The organism is Collinsella sp. LCP19S3_B6, assembly GCF_052121815.1.
Taxonomy (GTDB): Bacteria; Actinomycetota; Coriobacteriia; order Coriobacteriales; family Coriobacteriaceae; genus Collinsella.
The window spans coordinates 45568-62859 of record NZ_JBQKDN010000012.1; the positions used below are offsets into that span (position 1 = coordinate 45568).

Here is a 17292-nt window from a genome sequence, read left to right on the forward strand (position 1 = left end):
ACTTGTCGCACTTTGCTCTCAGAAGGCGACGCGCAAGCGCCCCAACGAAAGGTGCAATTATGTCTTTTGCCATCATAACCGACTCCACGTCGGACATCTCCCCCGCCCGCGCCCAAGAGCTCGGCATTTACGTGATTCCACTTCATGTGATTATCGAAGGCGAAGACCTGCTCGACCAGGTGCAGGCCAGCTCACGCAGATGCTCAATATTCGCCTGACCGTTTCGCCGGGGTGGAAATCGGGCGAGATCAAGGCGATCAAAAAGGGTCGTGGCGCTAAGCGCATCGTCGCCAACCAATCCCTATTCCACCGCAACTTAGAAGCAGTTCATTTGGGACGGGGCCAAAAAGACTGATATCAAACGTTTCAGACCAGTCTTTTTAGCCCCGTCCCATTTTACCTACCCTACATCAGCCCGCTCAGGACAACATCGACGGCCTCGTTGAGGTCATCGGTGATGTGGACGAGGTCTGGATCGAGTGGGCTGATCATGCCGGCATCCATCACCGGGCCGTTGAGCCAGTCGAACAGGCCCTGCCAGTATTCGCTGCCCACCAAAACAAGCGGCATGCGCTTGACCTTGTGCGTCTGCACCAGCGTGAGCACCTCAAACATCTCGTCGAGCGTACCAAAACCACCGGGAAACACGATGGCACCCGAGCTGTATTTGACAAACATAGTCTTGCGCACAAAGAAGTAACGGAAGTCCATGCCGAGATTCACGTATTTATTGAGCCCATGCTCGTGCGGAAGCTCAATACCCAAGCCGACCGACTTGCCGTTGGCGCTCGCCGCTCCCCTGTTGGCCGCCTCCATAATGCCAGGACCACCGCCGGTGATAACCGCCACGCCGCGCTGCGCGATCTTGCGGCCGACCGTGCGCGCCGCCTTGTAGAGCGGATCGGTCTTGGGCGTGCGGGCACTGCCGAAGATGGTCACCGCGGGCCCGAGCTCGGCAAGCGCGCCGAAGCCATCGACAAACTCGGCCTGAATGCGCAGCACACGCCACGGGTCGGCGTGCAACCAGTCAGTCGAGTCCTCGGGCGCCAGCAGGTTGGCGTAGGTGTTGTCCTTAGGAATCATAGGGCCGCGCATAACCACGGGGCCGCGTCGGTACGTCTCGTTGTAGGCCGGCTCGCCCTCGACGTTCTCATTCTTAATCATGGGATACTCCTATCGAAAATAGAAACGGGCGGGGTCGACGCCATGCGTCAAACACCCGCCCGAACATCAACCATTCGGTATGGTACCCACGATGCATCAAGCGCTTGCAAGGCATCGGTCAGAGGTCGTGCAACCGATGCCGACGCATGCGATGCCCGGCGCCGGCTACGCACGGTCGATTGGCGCGTAGCCTCGACACCGCGCGAGCGCCCCCGTAAGCGCACCCGCAGCTCTTAGTAATCCACTGCCGCGGGGCTGTTCATCCAGTCGCTCACGAACGCACCGTAGTGGCCCTCGATAATGGCCTGGCGGGCACGCTGCATAAGGTTGAGCAGGTAGTAGATGTTGTGCATCGAAAGCAAAATGCCGCCGAGCATCTCCTTCTGCGTGACCATGTGGCGAATGAGCGCACGGCTGTAACCGCCCGTGCACACCGGGCAGGTACAGGTGGGATCGATGGGGCCGTCGTCGTGCGCAAAGCGGGCATTGCGGAAGTTAAGGCGACCCTCGCTCGAAAACGCCGTCCCCATGCGGCCGGTGCGCGTCGGCAGCACGCAGTCGAACATGTCGATGCCCACGCCTACACCACGCACGAGCGTCGTCGGGTTGCCGACGCCCATCAGGTAGCGCGGCTTATGTTTGGGCATGTACTCGCTCGCGAGCGGTGCCAGCGTCTCAAACATGGTCTCGTGGTCCTCGCCCACCGAGTAGCCGCCAATGCCGTAACCGGGGAAGTCACCGCACTCCTCCAGATGGCGCAGCGAACGCAGGCGCAGGTCCAGATGCATGCCACCCTGAACGATGCCAAAGAGCGCCTGGTCGTCGCGGGTATGCGCCTTATAGCAACGCTCGGCCCACATGCTCGACAGCTCAACGGCGCGCTCAACGTAGGCGCGCGTGGCGGGATAGCCCGGGCACTGGTCGAGCTGCATGCAGATGTCGGAGCCGAGCTTCATGGCGATTTCCATGTTGTCCTCGGGCGTCCAGAACACGTGGCGGCCGTCGTAGTCGTTGACGATAAAGCGCACGCCCTCGTCGGTGAGCTTGACGGCGTCGTTGTGGCTGAACACCTGGAAACCGCCGGAATCAGTGAGGATGGGGCCATGCCAGTTCATAAACTTGTGCAGGCCACCCAACTCGGCGATGGTATCCTCGCCGGGGCGCATGGACAGGTGATAGGTATTGGCGAGCACGATCTGGGCGCCGAGCTGCTTGACAGTCTCGGCAGGAATGCCCTTGACGTTTGCCTTGGTGCCCACGGGCATAAAGATCGGCGTCTCGATGTCGCCGTGCGGGGTGTGCAGCACGCCGGCACGCGCATGCGTCGTCGGATCCTCGGCGATCAAGTCGAATTTAAATAGGCTCTGGTCCATAAACTGGAACTCCTTGGTTGCGGTTCATACGCAAACCATTATAAAGACCGCGGCAGGCGAACGGCATAACGTCTTTCGGAGAAGGAAATGTCAAGCGCAAACTGAATATAGCGGCCGAATTTTTGCTATCCAAGCGAGCCATCGAACACGTTTTGAAACTTTGCTGCGGCGCGCGGGATGCCGGCGAGAGACTTTATCATAGGGTGACAATCAACGATGAGGAGCACATGCCTATGACAGACGAGCTGGACCCCCAGACTCAGCAGCATATTGATCATTCCGCAGACGCCGTCGACGACTGCAGCACTCCTACCTGCGTCGCCGCTTCCGTCGATGCATCCGCCGAAGATGCGCACGCCGGTGCGGATAAGGCAACAGACACAGGCGATACTGTCGAGCATGACGAAGGCGAGCAACCGGAGTCGAACGACGCCGAGCCCGACGCGGACCCCGTGTCACAGGCGGCAGGCCCCATCGAGGTGTCTTCGGAAGAAGAGCTCGATGCCGTCATGGACTCCATGATGGATGCCGTCAAAGCAATGAAAGACGCCGTGGCCGACGCCGATGTGGACGTCGAAGAAGAGAAGGCCGCCGAGGCCGCATCGACCTTCGTGCCTGGCGAGACCCCCGTTGCCGACCAAGGCAGCACCGTACCTTCGTTCTTACAGCTCGAGCACCCTACAATTGGCGCAGATGCAGTTGACCCGCACACTGCCGGATTTTCCGTGATCGAGGGTGGCACCGGCAATATCGCCACGTCGCAGGCGCCCGATGCGGGTACGGCCGACGCCGGTCATCCGACCGCTCCACACGCCCCTGCAGCCAGCCGCGATCTGGGAACCGCCGTCTCAAATACAGCAAACGCCGTAGGCACTTTTATCGCCCAGGGCGCCTCTGCCATGCGCGAGATGAACGCCGCAAAAAAGGCGCTCGCGGACGCTCGTGCCCACCTGGCCGAACTTGATCAGCGCATCGCCGATCAAGGCGAGGAGCTCGAGACGCGCCAGGATATCGCAGGGCGTTACGACCAGATTGTCGCCGACCAGCGCCAGGCAATCGCCACGGCTCAAAAGACCGCTGCGGCGGCAGAAATCGGCCGCGATACCCATGCCGCCAAGACAACAGAGCTCAAAGCGCAGCTCGAACAAATAAAAGAAGAGGACGACGCCACCGAGCGGCGTCTCAAAGCCGCACTCGATGCCGTCGAAGCGCGCGAAGCCAGCTCGCGCGAGACCGGTAACCGCCTCGTACGACGTCTCGAGGATTCCAAGCGCATCCGCGACAAGGTGAAGGCCGAGCGAGACGCCGGCATTGCGGCCGCACAACAAACCGTCAACGCCACGCGCGCCCAGCTCGAGACGCTGCGTCATGAGTATGCCGAGCTGCAACGCAATCCCTCGGCAAATCCCGCCAGCTATACGGTGCGCACCAGCGAGCTTTCGATGCAGATCTCCGACACGGCTGATGCCCTGCGTAAAGCCGAGGAAGATGTCCCGCGCATCACCGCCGATCTTGAGCACTCGCTCGCAGCTGCCGAGCACGCCGTCGAGCAGGCGCAAGCCCCCATCGCCGACGCCAAGCGCGCCCATCAGGCCGTGACGGCCGAGGCCGATGCCGCGCGCGACGAGCTGCAGACCGCAAAGGCGGCCGCTGCAACGCGCCAGCGCGAATTACGCGAGAAGATCGTCACCGAGGACAAAGCGCGTCAAGAGCAAGAGCAGGCTATCGCCAATGCCCAGGCGGACATCGCGCATGCGCAGTCGATCATCGAGCAGGCGACCGAGGTGCACAACCATCCCGAGATCACCGAATCGCTCGCGGGCTCCCTGGCTCGCGATAAGGCCGAGCGCGCCGAAACCGAGCGCGAAGTGGCTCAGCTCGAAGCCGCCGAGAACGACGTGCGCGAGCGCACCCGCGACTCACGCGTCAAATTCACCGGCGCAATCGTCTGCATTGTCGCCGTAATCCTCGTGATCGTCCTAATCTGGCTGTTCGCGAGCAAGTAAACCAGCTGCCAAAAAACACTCACCGCAACGTTTTGATTGGTGCAAAGGGGCCAGGCTACTTTGCACCAACTTGGTGCATATAAAGCAGTCCCCATTGCACCAACAACGTTTGCCCAGATAAAACCTGCCAAAATAAACCTGTCCCTTTTTGGCAGGTTGAACCACGGCAACGCCAATGTTTTGGCGAAGTCAGCGAAAACGCCCCTAAGCGAGCAAGGTGACGTGAAAGAGGAGGGCATTGACCTTCTGGTCATGCCCGACGATTGAACGTCAGATTGCCGCTTAGGGGCGTTTGCAGCGTCGGCCGGTCCGCCGTTCGGCAGAACGGCGGAACCTACAAAATGAGCATGGCGTCGCCAAAGCTGAAGAAGCGGTAGCGCTGCTCGATAGCAGCGGCATAGGCATCCATGATCTGGTCGCGGCTAGCAAGTGCGCTCACGAGCATCATGAGTGTGGAGCGCGGAACATGGAAGTTAGTGATCAGCGCGTCGACCACGTGATAGGTCGAGCCGGGCATGAGGTAGAGCTGCGTCGTCGCGTTCTCGCGCGCCACGATGTCACCACGGCCGAGCGTGTCGGCCCCGTCCTTACGGCCCTCAAAATAGCGCGCCGTCACAGCCGGATCGGACACCGGCGCGTCCGCGTCAAACGCACTCTCGAGCGAGCGGACTGCGGTGGTACCGACAGCAATCACGCGATGCCCCTCGGCCTTAGCCTTATGCACGGCGTCGACAACCTCCTGCGACACGTGATAGCGCTCGGTGTGCATCACGTGCTGCGTGGGGTCGTCCTCCTCCACCAGACGGAAGGTATCGATGCCCACCTCGAGCTCGACAGCGGCAAACTTTGCACCCTTGGCCTCGATAGCCGCCATGAGCTCGGGAGTAAAGTGCAGGCCCGCCGTGGGAGCGGCAGCTGAGTGCTCCTCCTTCATGGCGTAGACGGTCTGGTACTTCTCGGGATCGCCCTCGTAATCGGTAATGTAGGGAGGCAGCGGCACGTGGCCGGCAGCATGGATAGCCTCATCGAGCGTGCGCGGCTCGCCGGCGGCATTGCAACCGGCCGGCTCAAAACGCACCAGGCGGCCGCCGCGGCTATCGGTGACAAAGTCGACGACCTCGGCCGTCAGCACCACGGGCGCGCCCTCGGGCGCATGGGCACCACCGGCGCGATACTCAATCTGAGCGCCGGGCTTTAAGCGCTTGCCCGGCTTGACCAAGCACTCCCAAACGTGACCCAGCGGATCCACGTCCTCGCGGCGCTTGAGCAGCAGCGTTTCGACCACGCCGCCCGAGCCGGCCTTGCGACCGATAAGGCGGGCCGGCATCACGCGCGTCTGGTTGATGACGAGCACGTCACCCGGCTCGATATAGTCGATGATGTCGCGAAAGATGCGGTGCTCAACGGTACCGCCATGCTCCAGTGGCGTTCCCGCCTGGGAGCCCTTGCGATCCACCACCAGTAGGCGGCAGGAGTCGCGCGGCTCAGCAGGAGCCTGGGCAATCAGTTCCTCAGGAAGGTTGTAGTCAAAATCATCGGTACGCATAGACACGTCGAATACTCCTTATATAGCTAAAATCCGCTCTACATCCTAGCAGGCTGCCAGCCCAAAAGAACTACTTTTTGGCGGCTTTGCGCTCGTCGCGGATGCGGGCGCGGTCCATGGCCGCCTCGACGGCCGAGAAGCGGCAACCACAGTAGTTCTGCCGATACATGCCCAGCTCGCGCGAACGGCGTGTCGCCTCGGGATAATACGGGCGAAAATCGCGAATCACCGGGGTGAGACCATGTGCCGCCGCCAAGCGCTCCAACACATCATTGCAGGTGTCGAACAACTGATACGGCGAGACGGCGAGCGTCGTACCCACAAACTCAAACCCGCACTCCTGGGCCACACGGCATGCCTCGGCCAGGCGCAGGGCATAGCACGCACGACAGCGACGGGGTCGATCGGCGCCCAGCGGGGCCACGCCGGCCTCCCAGCGCTCGCGGTCCTCCCCCGCCTCGATGAGCTCGATGTCGCCATCGGCACACCACCGGCGCAGCTCGTCCAAACGCCGCTGCCATTCATCGCGCGGCTGAATATTGGGGTTGGTCCAGCAAATCGTGGGCTCAAACCCCTCCTCACGCAGCAGACGAACCGGCTCCAGCGAGCACGGCGCACAGCAGGCGTGCAACAGCAACGGCTTCATGGACATCTCCTCCCAATCTTTGCCCAGGGTAGTCTTTTTGGGACGGGGCTATTTTGACTACTTTTGACATAAAGCAGTCAAAAATACCCATCTCCAAAAAGTAGTCAAAATAGCCCCGTCCCAAAAAGACTACTGACCAAAAAAGCGAACGCCAAAGGACGTATCTTCGCAGGCGACAATGCGGCGGTCGCGCAAAATGGTCCGCACGTAATACCAGTCGCCCACACAGCCCGACAAATGCAAGCCGGCCGCCAGGTAGCACAGCAGCGGATAGCCCGAAAACGCAAACCCCAGGGTAAACGCTGTCGTCACGACAACCGTCGGCGCCAGACAAACTGCCATGTACCGCCGGCGCGAATACACAACGCCCTCGGCGCAGGCATAGATCATGCATGTCTCGAGGTTCGCCCCAAAGGTCACCTGCGCGCCCGCAGGAGCCAGCAGCTTAAAGAACACGCCGTGCACCAGCTCGTGCACGGCAAATGACGCCGCCGAAACCGCAGCCAAGCCAACTATCCAGCCCAAGACAGCCGTCCAGCCACCCGCGTCAGCCGCATCCAAGTCCGCGGGCCCGCCCAGCAGCATAAACACCGGCACCAGGCACACGGCAAATGCGCCAAGCACGGCCATCCCCCACACAAAGCAAGCGTGCAGGAAATCCTCGTCTTCAAACGCATGTATGTTGGAAATCTCATTCATAGCATCTTAGGATAGCGCCCCTGCCACGTACCCGTCCGCATGTGCGATAATGTCGAACGATATGCACGAATTGACCACCGCGTCGCCGAGCCCCGCGCCCGGCCACGCTCTCACCATATGCGAAGGAGTCCCATGGCATCCAAATACTCCATGAACGACCGTCCCAGCTGGCCTCGCCGCGCCATCGTAACCGCCGGCGAGCCCTATGGCAACAAGGGCCTTCACTTTGGCCACGTTGGCGGCGTCTTTGTCCCGGCCGACTTCTTCGCCCGCTTCCTGCGCGACCGCCTAGGCCGCGAGAACGTCATCTTCACCTCGGGCACCGACTGCTACGGCTCGCCCATCATGGAGAGCTACCGCAAGCTCAAGGAGAACGAGGGCTACGATAAGTCCATTAGCGAGTATGTCGAGTCCAATCACTCCCGTCAGGCCGCGACCCTCAACAACTACAACATCAGCTGCGACATCTACGGCGGCTCGGGCCTTGAGCCGGCGGCCCAGATTCACAACAAGGTGACCGCCGAGATTATCGAGCGCCTGCACGAGCAGGGCACCATCTCCAAGCGCTCTACCCTGCAGTTCTACGACGCCAAGGCCGGCACGTTCCTCAACGGTCGCCAGGTCATCGGCCGCTGCCCCATCCAAGGCTGCAAGTCCGAGAAGGCTTATGCCGACGAGTGCGACCTGGGCCACCAGTTTGAGCCCGAGGAGCTCATCGCGCCCAAGAGCCAGCTCACCGGCGAGGTGCCCGAGCTGCGCCCGGTCGACAACCTCTACTTCGACCTGCCCGCCTACCTCGACTTTATGAAGACCTACACCGCCAAGCTCGCCCAGAACCCGCAGGTTCGCTCCGTGGTCTCCAAGACCATGGAAGAGTGGCTGCTGCCGGCACAGCTCTACATCCAGAACAAGTTCCGCGAGGCCTTCGACGCCGTCGAGGACCAGCTCCCCGAGCACACCGTGCTGGAGCCCGAGGGCAACAAGAGCAGTTTTACCGTCACCTTCCCCAGCTGGAAGGAGCGCGACGACGCCCACGCGGTGCTCGCCAACGGCGGCGTGCGCTTCCGTAGCGGCAAGGCGCTCGTGCCCTTCCGCATCACCGGCAACATCGACTGGGGCGTTCCGGTGCCCGAGGTCGATGGCGTCTCCGACGTCACCTGCTGGTGCTGGCCCGAGAGCCTGTGGGCGCCCATCAGCTACACCCGCACCGTGCTCGCCCGCGATGCCCGCGCCGCCGGCGTGACCGAGGGCGTCGCCGCCCAGGATGCCGCCCTCATGGGCGAGCCCGCCGCCGATTCCACGCAGGTCCCCGCGCCCACCTACCAGCACAGCTCGCTCGACTGGCGCGACTGGTGGTGCTCGGACGACGCACAGATCTACCAGTTTATCGGTCAGGACAACATCTACTTCTACTGCATCGCGCAGACCGCCATGTGGGAGGCCCTGGGTTGGAACCTCACGCAGAGCACCGTCAGCGCCTGCTATCACCTGCTCTACATGGGAAAAAAAGCAAGCTCGTCCTCGCAGACGCCTCCCCCGCCGGCAGACGACCTGCTCAACCACTACACCTGCGAGCAGATGCGCGCGCATTGGCTGTCGCTCGGCCTGTCCGAGAAGCCGGTGAGCTTTAGCCCCAAGGCATACGACACGCGTGTGACCGGCAAGGACAAGGACGGCAACGAGGTACGCGCCTGCGACGACAAGCGCGTTATCGACCCGGCCCTTAAGGAGAGCGCGCTTTTGACCGGCGTGTTCAACCGCCTGGCCCGCAGCTGCTTCTACGGCGTCGCCGTCAAGGAGGGCGACGAGAGCCCCTACCGCAACGGATGCATCCCCGCCGGTGCCGCCTCCGCCACCGTGGTCGAAGCCGCCGAGCAGGCAGCTCTCGCCTTTGAGCAGGCCATGTACAAGTTCGAGACGCACCGCGCGCTCGCCGTGTGTGACGACTACCTGCGTGCCGCCAACAAGCGCTGGAGCGACGCCTCCAAAGCTGCCAACAAGCTCGAGGGTAGCGAGGCAAACGCCGCAATGACGCAGGCACTGGTCGACGCCTTTACCGAGCTGCGCGTGGCGACCGTCCTGATGCACGGCATCGTCCCGGCCGGCTGCGAGCTCATCTGCGAGTACTTCGACATCGATCCGGTCGCCTTCTTTAGCTGGGATAACATCTTTGCCTCCACGGATGAGTTTGTGGAGAGCCTGGGCGAGAAGCCCGGCGAGCACCGCGTAAAGCCGCTGCCCCCGCGCTTCGACTTCTTTAGCAAGCACGAGAGCCAGTACTAGACAAACGCCAAGGCAGAGTAGTCAATTTGGGACGGGGCTATTTTAGCTACCCCGTCCCAAATTTAACTGCAACGCCTGCCGAAACGGACGGGCAGCTAAAATAGCCCCGTCCCAAATTGACTACTTTTAATGGAATGGGAAGGAAAGACGGATGTCCAAGCCGCGTCGTCGTAAGCAGAAAAAGCAGGTTAAGCCCGAGCTCAAGCTTAGGCAGTTTGCCGCCACCGAGCTTTCCGACCAGCTTGCCGCCCAACACTCCGCCGCCGACCTGCCGCGCTTTATGGTCGACACGGTCGCCGGCGCCTATGCGCCTGCCGATGCCGAGCTCATGATCGAGGGCTTTGGCGCCGCAGCCACGCGCCCGGTCACGCTGCGTGCCAACACGCTCAAGGCAACCGCCGAGGACATCGCCGCCGCGCTCGACGCAGCCGGCATCGCCCACCAAACCGTTGCCTGGTACCCGGACGCTTTCATCCTGCCCGAGGCCCAGGTATCCGATCTGTGGGATCTCGACATCTACCGCAACGGCAAAATCTATCTGCAGAGCCTGTCGTCCATGATGCCTCCTTTGGTGCTGGGCGCTCAGGCCGGCGAGGATATCCTGGACATGTGCGCGGCCCCCGGCGGCAAGACGACGCAGATCGCCGCCCTCACCCAGGGACAGGCGCACCTCACCGCCTGCGAGATGAGCATTCCCCGCGCCGAAAAGCTCGAGGCCAACTTGGGCCGCCAGGGCGCCAAAAACGTGCCCGTCATGCGCATCGACGCACGCGAGCTTGACGAGTTCTTCCGCTTTGACCGCATCCTGCTCGACGCCCCCTGTACCGGCACGGGCACCGTCATCAGCGGCAACGAGAAAAGCCTGCGCGGCCTGACCGAGCAGCTGCTCTGCAAGTGCGCCCGCTCGCAGCGCGCGCTTCTGGACCGCGCCATGGGCGCCCTCAAGCCGGGCGGCACGCTCGTCTATTCCACTTGTTCGATCTTGCCGCAGGAAAACGAGGACGCCCTGCAAGAGGCCCTCGACAAACACATGGACTGCGAGCTCATTCCCCTCGACGGCACGCCGAGCGAAAGTGAAACGCGTCGCGCCCAGGAAGCTGGCGAAGAGCCACGCGTCGAGTTCAACGCCCTCACCGAGGCCATCGCCACCGGCCACGTCTCGACCGTCGCCAACGGCATGCCCGGCACGCTGACCATCCCGCCTAGCCGCGACTTTGAGGGCTTCTACATCGCTCTGATCCGAAAACGCAGCTAGCGCACGGACCAACTCAACAAGCTATCTCCGTGCGCGCCTGTCCTGCTGGTCACGGTGCTGCTTAAGTGCCTCGCGTTCCTTGCGCTCGGCCTTTTTGCCCTTAATGGCCGTAACCACAAAGTAGATGACCGCGGCGGCTACGATTGCGCCCACGCATAGGCCAATCGAGCTCAATATCGTCGTGATTTCCATACCGCGCCACCTCTCTTATAAACGGGACATCCAAGATAGCACCTCAAAACCTGCCACCACAGCTCCTTCACGTTCGCGGCCCTTCAGTCTAACGGATGGCGCGGCGGGGAAAAATCAACTCGTCAAACGTTTTAGCAACGTAGCGCCGGTCGCACGCTGCCGACCGCACATTATAGAAACGGACCGCAATGGATTCTCTCAACGATTTGAACGAGCGTGTTGACGCTTTTGTCGCCACCAGCTCCTTCGACACGCCCGCCGCGACGAACGGCCAAGCCCCCATCGATGTTCCCGCCGAGGTTCACGAGGACATCGTCGCCTCGGTCGATTTCTCAGAGGTTGAGCTTGCGGACGAATTTACCGAGCCCCAGGTGGCTGTAACCCCCAGCGGCCTTTTGCCCATGGAGCCGCTGCCCATCGACGGGCGCCTGCGCAAGGCGGCCCTCCGCATGCCCGATGAGATCGAGGAGGCCAGCGGCTTTACGCTCTTTGGACGCCGCATCAAATCGCTCATCTACACCACCGACGTGGCGGTCATCCGCAACTCCAATGCCGACGCCGTGTTTGCCGTCTACCCCTTCACGCCGCAGCCCGCCATTACGCAGGCGCTGCTGACTGTTGCCGAGTGCCCGGTCTTTGTGGGCGTTGGCGGCGGTACCACCACCGGTAAGCGCTCCGTGCAGATGGCGGCCGTCTCCGAGATGCAAGGCGCGGCGGGCTGCGTGGTCAACTCCCCCGCTACCGCCGAGATGGTCGAGCACATCACCAACATCGCCGACATCCCCGTCATCGCCACGGTCGTTCGCTGCGATGACGATGCCCACGCCAAGGTGCGCGCCGGGGCCAAGATCCTCAACATCGCCGCCGGCAAAAACACACCCCAGGTCCTACGCGAGCTGCGAGAGCACTATCCCAGCCTGCCGCTCATCGCACCGGGTGGCAAGACGCCCGAGAGCATCCGTGAAACCATCGCCGCCGGCGCCAACGCTATCATCTGGACGCCGCCTTCGGCCCAGCAGCTGCAAACCGACATGATGGAGCGCTACCGCAAGATGAAGGAAGACGCCACGCCTGTCATCTCGCGCGACGATGTGCCCATTATCGACCAGGTCGCCGCCGCCGAAGTCAGCCAGGTCGAGAACATGAATCCCGACGTGCCGATTCCCGACGAGGTCATCGAGCGCGTCGCCTCGATACACAATCATATCGAGGAGCGTCGCGCCAACCGCGGACTCAAGCCCTCGCTACACGGTTTCTTCTTCCGTGGAAAGAAACGCTAGCCGCAACAGCAAGGCCCGCCCCGCAAACAACGGGACGGGCCTTTTTCTGTTATCAAATGTCAGGAGGACAGGCGTAGCCGTTAAAACCGTCAGCCAGCCCACAAACGTTAGTCCACGCGCTTGTCGCCCATAAAGAAGAGCGCCACCGTACCAGGTCCGGTATGCGAGCCAATCAGAGCACCGATGTCATTAATCTCAATCTTGCCTTTAAGCTGCGGAACCTGTTCCTCGATCAGCGCCGCAACTGCCTCGGCATCCTCGCGACACGCCGAGTGCGACATGATGCACTTACCCGAATAATCCGCACCGCCCTGCACGTGTGCCATCATGGTCTTAGCCATCTCGGAAATCGCGCGCTTCTTGGTGCGAATCTTCTCACGCGGCGCCAGCTCACCTTCGCAATCGACCGTCATAAGCGGGCAAATCTTGAGTGCCGTGCCGATAATCGCGCTCGCGGCCGAAATGCGACCGCCGCGCAGGTAGCTCGACAGATCGGTCGAGAAGAACCAGTGGTGAAGGTTGAGTTTATGCTCCTCAATCCAAGCGGCCGTCTCGTCGAGCGAAGCGCCGCCATCGCGAACGTCGGCGGCACATTCCGCCAGCAGGCCAAGGCCCGAAGACGCCGCCAGCGAATCGATGACGCGCACCTTGCCGCCCTGGGGATAGCGATCCGCGAGCATCTGCGCCGCAACGCAGGCCGATCCATACGTGCCCGAAATACCCGACGACAACGTCAGGTGCAGCACGTCTTTACCCTCGGCAACAAACGGCTCCCAAAACTCCTCGTACTCACCCACGCTCACCTGAGACGTCTTGGGCATGGCGCCCGCGGCAATCTGAGCAAAAAACTCGTCCGGCGTAATCGACTGATACAGATCGTCCGTATAGACAACATCGTCGATCTCGTAATGAAAACACACGACAGGAATATTGCGCGACGCAAAGAACTCACGGGTTCGATCGGCGGCGGATTCACAGGTCAGGACAAAATCACTCATATGAGGCTCCTTACTCATTGTTGCGCAAATTATCGCACAGCATGCGTGAATACGGTACAAATGTCCGTTATTTACCAAATTGAACCAAAGGTAGTGAACATCTTTACCGTCATCATCTCTAGCGATCTCGGAGGTATGCGCCTGCAAAAACGACCCTACGTCTCCACTCAACCGCCATATCTACCTCGACTAAATCGATTTAGCAAACCGTTCGGCCAACAATTCAATCTCCTAACCCCAATTGAAACAAAAGCGGCGCATACTGATAAACGTTTGACGCTGTTTATCAGTTTTACCAACCACATCGGAAGGTGTTTCATGGTCGCATTCGATCGCAATCCGCAAGACTTCAAGTATCTGCGCCTGCTGTCGAGACAGTTCCCCACCGAGCAATCCGCATTCACCGAGATCATCAACCTCTCGGCCATCCTCAACCTGCCCAAGGGCACCGAGCATTTTATGAGCGATGTGCATGGCGAGTACGAAGCCTTTATGCACATCCTCAACAACTGCTCGGGCGTCGTGCGCGAGCATGTCGACGAAATCTTTGGCGACACGCTCTCCTTTAACGAAAAGGGCGAGCTGTGCACGCTCATCTACTACCCGCGCGAGAAGATCGATCTGGTCCGCAGCCGGCACGAGGACTCGCCCACCTGGTACAAGACCATGCTCAACCAGCTCATTGTGGTTGCCCGCTCGCTTTCGAGCCGCTACACCCGCTCCAAGGTACGTAAGGCCATCCCGCGCGATTACGCCTACATCATCGACGAGCTGCTGCACACGCATCCGGACGAGAACAACTACCGCGTGCGTTATCACGAGCGCATTATCGAATCCATCTTGGAGACCGCCAGCGCCGACGACTTTATCGAGTCGCTCGCCTCGCTCATCAAGCGCCTCGCCGTGGACCACCTGCACTTGGTGGGCGACATCTTCGACCGCGGCGGCGGCGCGGCCAAGATTATGGACCGCCTGCTCACCTATCATTCGCTCGATATTCAGTGGGGCAACCACGATCTGTTGTGGATGGGTGCCGCTGCCGGCGAGCCCGCCTGCATCGCCACGGTGCTACGCAACAACCTGCGCTACGACAACTACGAGATTCTCGAGAACGACTACGGCATCTCGCTGCGCGAGCTTGTCGCCTTTGCCAACGCTACCTATACCGCCGGCGAGCCCATCAGCCCGCTCATCAAAGCCATCAACGTTCTGCTCTTTAAGCTCGAGGGCCAGATTATCCAGCGCCACCCCGAGTTCGACATGGCCGACCGTCTTCTGCTCGACAAGGTCGATCACGACACCGGCACGGTCACCCTCGCCGACGGCAGCGTGTGGCCGCTCACGACCAACGACTTCCCCACCGTCGATCCGGCAGACCCCTACACGCTCACGCCCGAGGAGCAGCACATCATCGACAAGCTCGTGTCCGAGTTTGTCACCGCCGATCATCTGCATCGCCACATCGATTTCCTCTATACCCACGGCTCCATGTATAAGGTCGCCAACGGCAATCTGCTGTTCCACGGCTGCGTACCGCTCAACGAAGACGGCACCTTTAGCAGCATGAACTGCCTGGGTACCTGGCACGCCGGCCGCGATTATTTTGATTTTTGCGACTATATCGCCCGTCGCGCCTGGCGCGTCGGCGACCGCGATGCCCTCGACTGGATGTGGTACCTGTGGATCGGCTTTAACTCACCCGCCAGCGGACGCGTGGTGCGCACCTTCGAGCGCGCCTACATTGCCGACAAGAGCACGTGGGTCGAGCCGATGGACCCGTACTACACGCTCACCACGTCCTCGTCCGTTTGCGACGACATCATGCGCGAGTTTGGCGTCGCCCCCATGGCTTGCTCGCCGACGGGCCATATCATCAACGGCCATACGCCCGTCAAGACCACCAAGGGCGAGCAGCCCATCCGCGCCAACGGAAAGTTGCTGGTTATCGACGGCGGTTTCTGTCGCGCCTACCACCCCAAAACGGGCATCGCCGGTTACACGCTCATCTCGAGCTCGCGCGGATGCCGCCTCAAGTCGCACCAGGCCTTTACCAGCGTTGCCGAGGCGCTCACCCGCAACATCGATATCGAAAGCGAGACCAACCGCTTTGACGAGGCCGACCGGCGCCGCATGGTGAGCGACACCGATACCGGCGTCAAGATTCGCAGTCAGATCCAAGACCTGCGCCAGCTCCTCGATGCATATAGAAACGGTGCTATCGAGGAGCGCGCCTAGCCCCGCCTGCGGGGATTGGTTAAACTTGCTGGGTTTGTCATCCCCGCGGCGCCCCGGCGCCACCCTAAGGCAGGTACCATGCAAAAGCTCCTTGCGCAGATCATAAAGTTTGGCGTCGTCGGCGTCGTTGCCACCGTCATCGACTTTGGCATCATGAATCTGCTCCACTACGGCCTGGGCCTCAACATCTTGATCGCCAACACCAGCGGTTTTATCGTCTCGCTCATCTTTAACTACGTCGCGAGCATGAAGTACGTGTTTGCACACAAGGAGGGCATGAGCCGCCGCCGCGAGTTCATCATCTTTGTCGTGCTATCCGTTATTGGCCTGGCGCTCAACGACGGCATCGTGCTTGCCCTCAACGCCGGCCTGGGCCTCGAGGCCAATATCGCCAAGATTTGCGCTACCGCACTCGTCATGGTCTACAACTTTGTAACGCGAAAGATCTTCCTAGAGGGCGAGCAGACCAAATAGCTCGGCCTCCTCGTTGCACTACGGGGACCTGCGGATGACGCGCGTCAAGCGTAGCGTTGCCTGGGCCTTGCTCGTTTACGGGAAGATTTGCAGCGTTTGCGGATTACCTCTTGAATATTTGGCGAGTTCGTATAGTTCTTGCCAAAGACCTTACGTTTGCCATGCAAAAGCTCTAAAGTATCTCGTTGCTCGATTCATCAACGCATTGGATGTGATTACGTGCGTAACGCGCTGGCACAACCTCATACCAAGCAGTTCCTCAAGTTCGCTGTCGTGGGCCTTATCTCCTTTGGCGTCGACTGGGGCATGCTTATTGCGCTCGTCGAGCTGTTCCACCTCGACTTTTTGATGAGCACGACGGTCTCGTTTACCACGTCCGTCGTGGTTAACTACTGGCTCAGCATGAAGTACGTGTTCGACCATCGCGAGGGCATGAGCCGTAAGCGCGAGTTCACGATCTTTACCATCCTTTCGGTGATCGGTCTGGGCCTCAACGACCTGTACATGTTTGTGGGCGTCACGTTTTTGAGCATCGGCTACCAGGCCATGAAGGCCATCGCCACGTTCCTGGTCACCTGGTACAACTACTTTAGCCGTCGCTTTTTCCTCGAAGGCGCACGGTCGTAGACGGCCCAACATAATCTCGCTTCGCAGCCGGTTGGAATTCACGTTCCAACCGGTTTTTTGTTTGCAGAGTCTGCCGAGGAAGGCGGGCTACGGTGCATGAATGGGACGCAATTTCCCCATGAACGCCGTTCCGGAAAGTGTATCCCAGATTGCAGCCTCAGAATGGGATGCAGCTTCCGCAACGCCGTCCTAGCGGAAACTGTGTCCCGGAATCAGTCAACAGAACGGGACGCAGTTTCCAGATGAGCCCCCATGCGGAAAGTCCATCCCGGAATGAGCCCCCAGAGCGGGACACGCTTTCCGAAACCCGCCCCATCGGGAAACCGTATCCCGGTCTGAGCGGGGATTCCGGGACGCAGTTTCCCGCGGACGCCGAAACGGAAAGCGTATCCCGTTATCGATGGGGACTGCGGACGATTTCTTGGACCGTTACGCGGCCCTTCCCAGCGCGGCGCGGAACTCGGCCGGCGTGCGGCCGCCGAGCGCATCGCTGCGCCTCTCCGTATTGTATCGG

The 17292-nt window shown here is 61.0% G+C and carries 15 protein-coding genes; 8 read left to right on the forward strand and 7 right to left on the reverse strand.

Features of this window, described 5'->3' with window-relative positions:
• The first annotated feature begins 59 nt into the window (after positions 1–59).
• Entirely contained in the window at positions 60–218 is a 159-nt protein-coding gene (locus ACTQWD_RS05915; protein WP_427719572.1) for a DegV family protein, read from the forward strand.
• A gap of 187 nt (positions 219–405) precedes the next feature.
• Here ACTQWD_RS05915 and ACTQWD_RS05920 read toward each other — a convergent pair whose 3' ends face one another.
• Positions 406–1164, reverse strand: a complete 759-nt coding sequence (locus ACTQWD_RS05920) for a TIGR00730 family Rossman fold protein (RefSeq protein ID WP_441559507.1) — start codon at positions 1162–1164, stop codon at positions 406–408.
• Positions 1165–1397: 233 nt separating this feature from the next.
• Entirely contained in the window at positions 1398–2537 is a 1140-nt protein-coding gene (gene tgt, locus ACTQWD_RS05925; protein ID WP_154515785.1) for a tRNA guanosine(34) transglycosylase Tgt, read from the reverse strand.
• 233 nt (positions 2538–2770) lie between these two features.
• On the opposite strand from tgt, the gene ACTQWD_RS05930 reads away from it, so the two are divergent.
• Entirely contained in the window at positions 2771–4543 is a 1773-nt protein-coding gene (locus ACTQWD_RS05930; RefSeq protein WP_441559508.1) for a hypothetical protein, read from the forward strand.
• A gap of 334 nt (positions 4544–4877) precedes the next feature.
• On the opposite strand, the gene queA is transcribed toward ACTQWD_RS05930, so the two are convergent.
• From queA to ACTQWD_RS05945, 3 genes are all read right to left on the reverse strand, one after another.
• Complete coding sequence (queA, locus tag ACTQWD_RS05935; protein WP_441559513.1) at positions 4878–6089, reverse strand: tRNA preQ1(34) S-adenosylmethionine ribosyltransferase-isomerase QueA; 1212 nt, start codon at positions 6087–6089, stop codon at positions 4878–4880.
• A 70-nt stretch (positions 6090–6159) separates the two neighbouring features.
• Positions 6160–6735, reverse strand: coding sequence for an epoxyqueuosine reductase QueH (locus tag ACTQWD_RS05940; RefSeq protein WP_441048256.1), 576 nt, complete (start codon positions 6733–6735; stop codon positions 6160–6162).
• Between the two features lie 129 nt (positions 6736–6864).
• Positions 6865–7434 (reverse strand): DUF3267 domain-containing protein, encoded by a 570-nt coding sequence (locus ACTQWD_RS05945; protein WP_427719827.1) that lies wholly within the window; start codon positions 7432–7434, stop codon positions 6865–6867.
• 132 nt (positions 7435–7566) lie between these two features.
• On the opposite strand from ACTQWD_RS05945, the gene ACTQWD_RS05950 reads away from it, so the two are divergent.
• Together ACTQWD_RS05950 and ACTQWD_RS05955 are read left to right on the forward strand one after the other, a co-directional pair.
• Positions 7567–9717: a methionine--tRNA ligase gene (locus ACTQWD_RS05950; protein WP_441559509.1), complete on the forward strand. Its 2151-nt coding sequence runs from the start codon at positions 7567–7569 to the stop codon at positions 9715–9717.
• Positions 9718–9868: 151 nt separating this feature from the next.
• The gene (locus tag ACTQWD_RS05955) at positions 9869–10972 is read left to right on the forward strand and encodes an RsmB/NOP family class I SAM-dependent RNA methyltransferase (RefSeq protein WP_441559510.1); all 1104 of its coding nucleotides are present in this window, start codon (positions 9869–9871) and stop codon (positions 10970–10972) included.
• A 21-nt stretch (positions 10973–10993) separates the two neighbouring features.
• On the opposite strand, the gene ACTQWD_RS05960 is transcribed toward ACTQWD_RS05955, so the two are convergent.
• Positions 10994–11164 carry a hypothetical protein gene (locus tag ACTQWD_RS05960; protein WP_427795757.1) on the reverse strand — a complete coding sequence of 57 codons (171 nt, stop codon included), beginning with the start codon at positions 11162–11164 and terminating at the stop codon, positions 10994–10996.
• A 188-nt stretch (positions 11165–11352) separates the two neighbouring features.
• Here ACTQWD_RS05960 and ACTQWD_RS05965 point away from each other — a divergent pair, with 188 nt between their 5' ends.
• Positions 11353–12444 (forward strand): hypothetical protein, encoded by a 1092-nt coding sequence (locus ACTQWD_RS05965; protein WP_441559511.1) that lies wholly within the window; start codon positions 11353–11355, stop codon positions 12442–12444.
• Positions 12445–12551: 107 nt separating this feature from the next.
• Here the strand turns inward: ACTQWD_RS05965 and ACTQWD_RS05970 are convergent, their stop codons facing one another.
• Positions 12552–13442, reverse strand: a complete 891-nt coding sequence (locus ACTQWD_RS05970) for a DegV family protein (RefSeq protein WP_441559512.1) — start codon at positions 13440–13442, stop codon at positions 12552–12554.
• Positions 13443–13760: 318 nt separating this feature from the next.
• On the opposite strand from ACTQWD_RS05970, the gene ACTQWD_RS05975 reads away from it, so the two are divergent.
• From ACTQWD_RS05975 to ACTQWD_RS05985, 3 genes are all read left to right on the forward strand, one after another.
• A complete protein-coding gene (locus ACTQWD_RS05975) occupies positions 13761–15677 on the forward strand; it encodes a fructose-1,6-bisphosphatase (protein ID WP_441014877.1) in 1917 nt (638 codons plus the stop codon).
• Positions 15678–15755: 78 nt separating this feature from the next.
• Complete coding sequence (locus tag ACTQWD_RS05980) at positions 15756–16151, forward strand: GtrA family protein (RefSeq protein ID WP_427728966.1); 396 nt, start codon at positions 15756–15758, stop codon at positions 16149–16151.
• Positions 16152–16370: 219 nt separating this feature from the next.
• Positions 16371–16778: a GtrA family protein gene (locus ACTQWD_RS05985; RefSeq protein ID WP_370450581.1), complete on the forward strand. Its 408-nt coding sequence runs from the start codon at positions 16371–16373 to the stop codon at positions 16776–16778.
• Positions 16779–17292: the final 514 nt, after the last annotated feature.

Bases quoted from the DNA above. Each gene is read 5' to 3' on its own strand.
- ACTQWD_RS05930 (WP_441559508.1), top strand. From the start codon at position 2,771: ATGACAGACGAGCTGGACCCCCAGACTCAGCAGCATATTGATCATTCC.
- queA (WP_441559513.1), bottom strand. From the start codon at position 6,089: ATGCGTACCGATGATTTTGACTACAACCTTCCTGAGGAACTGATTGCC.
- ACTQWD_RS05975 (WP_441014877.1), top strand. From the start codon at position 13,761: ATGGTCGCATTCGATCGCAATCCGCAAGACTTCAAGTATCTGCGCCTG.
- ACTQWD_RS05950 (WP_441559509.1), top strand. From the start codon at position 7,567: ATGGCATCCAAATACTCCATGAACGACCGTCCCAGCTGGCCTCGCCGC.
- ACTQWD_RS05920 (WP_441559507.1), bottom strand. From the start codon at position 1,164: ATGATTAAGAATGAGAACGTCGAGGGCGAGCCGGCCTACAACGAGACG.
- ACTQWD_RS05955 (WP_441559510.1), top strand. From the start codon at position 9,869: ATGTCCAAGCCGCGTCGTCGTAAGCAGAAAAAGCAGGTTAAGCCCGAG.
- tgt (WP_154515785.1), bottom strand. From the start codon at position 2,537: ATGGACCAGAGCCTATTTAAATTCGACTTGATCGCCGAGGATCCGACG.
- ACTQWD_RS05960 (WP_427795757.1), bottom strand. From the start codon at position 11,164: ATGGAAATCACGACGATATTGAGCTCGATTGGCCTATGCGTGGGCGCA.
- ACTQWD_RS05940 (WP_441048256.1), bottom strand. From the start codon at position 6,735: ATGAAGCCGTTGCTGTTGCACGCCTGCTGTGCGCCGTGCTCGCTGGAG.
- ACTQWD_RS05970 (WP_441559512.1), bottom strand. From the start codon at position 13,442: ATGAGTGATTTTGTCCTGACCTGTGAATCCGCCGCCGATCGAACCCGT.
- ACTQWD_RS05945 (WP_427719827.1), bottom strand. From the start codon at position 7,434: ATGAATGAGATTTCCAACATACATGCGTTTGAAGACGAGGATTTCCTG.
- ACTQWD_RS05915 (WP_427719572.1), top strand. From the start codon at position 60: ATGTCTTTTGCCATCATAACCGACTCCACGTCGGACATCTCCCCCGCC.
- ACTQWD_RS05965 (WP_441559511.1), top strand. From the start codon at position 11,353: ATGGATTCTCTCAACGATTTGAACGAGCGTGTTGACGCTTTTGTCGCC.
- ACTQWD_RS05980 (WP_427728966.1), top strand. From the start codon at position 15,756: ATGCAAAAGCTCCTTGCGCAGATCATAAAGTTTGGCGTCGTCGGCGTC.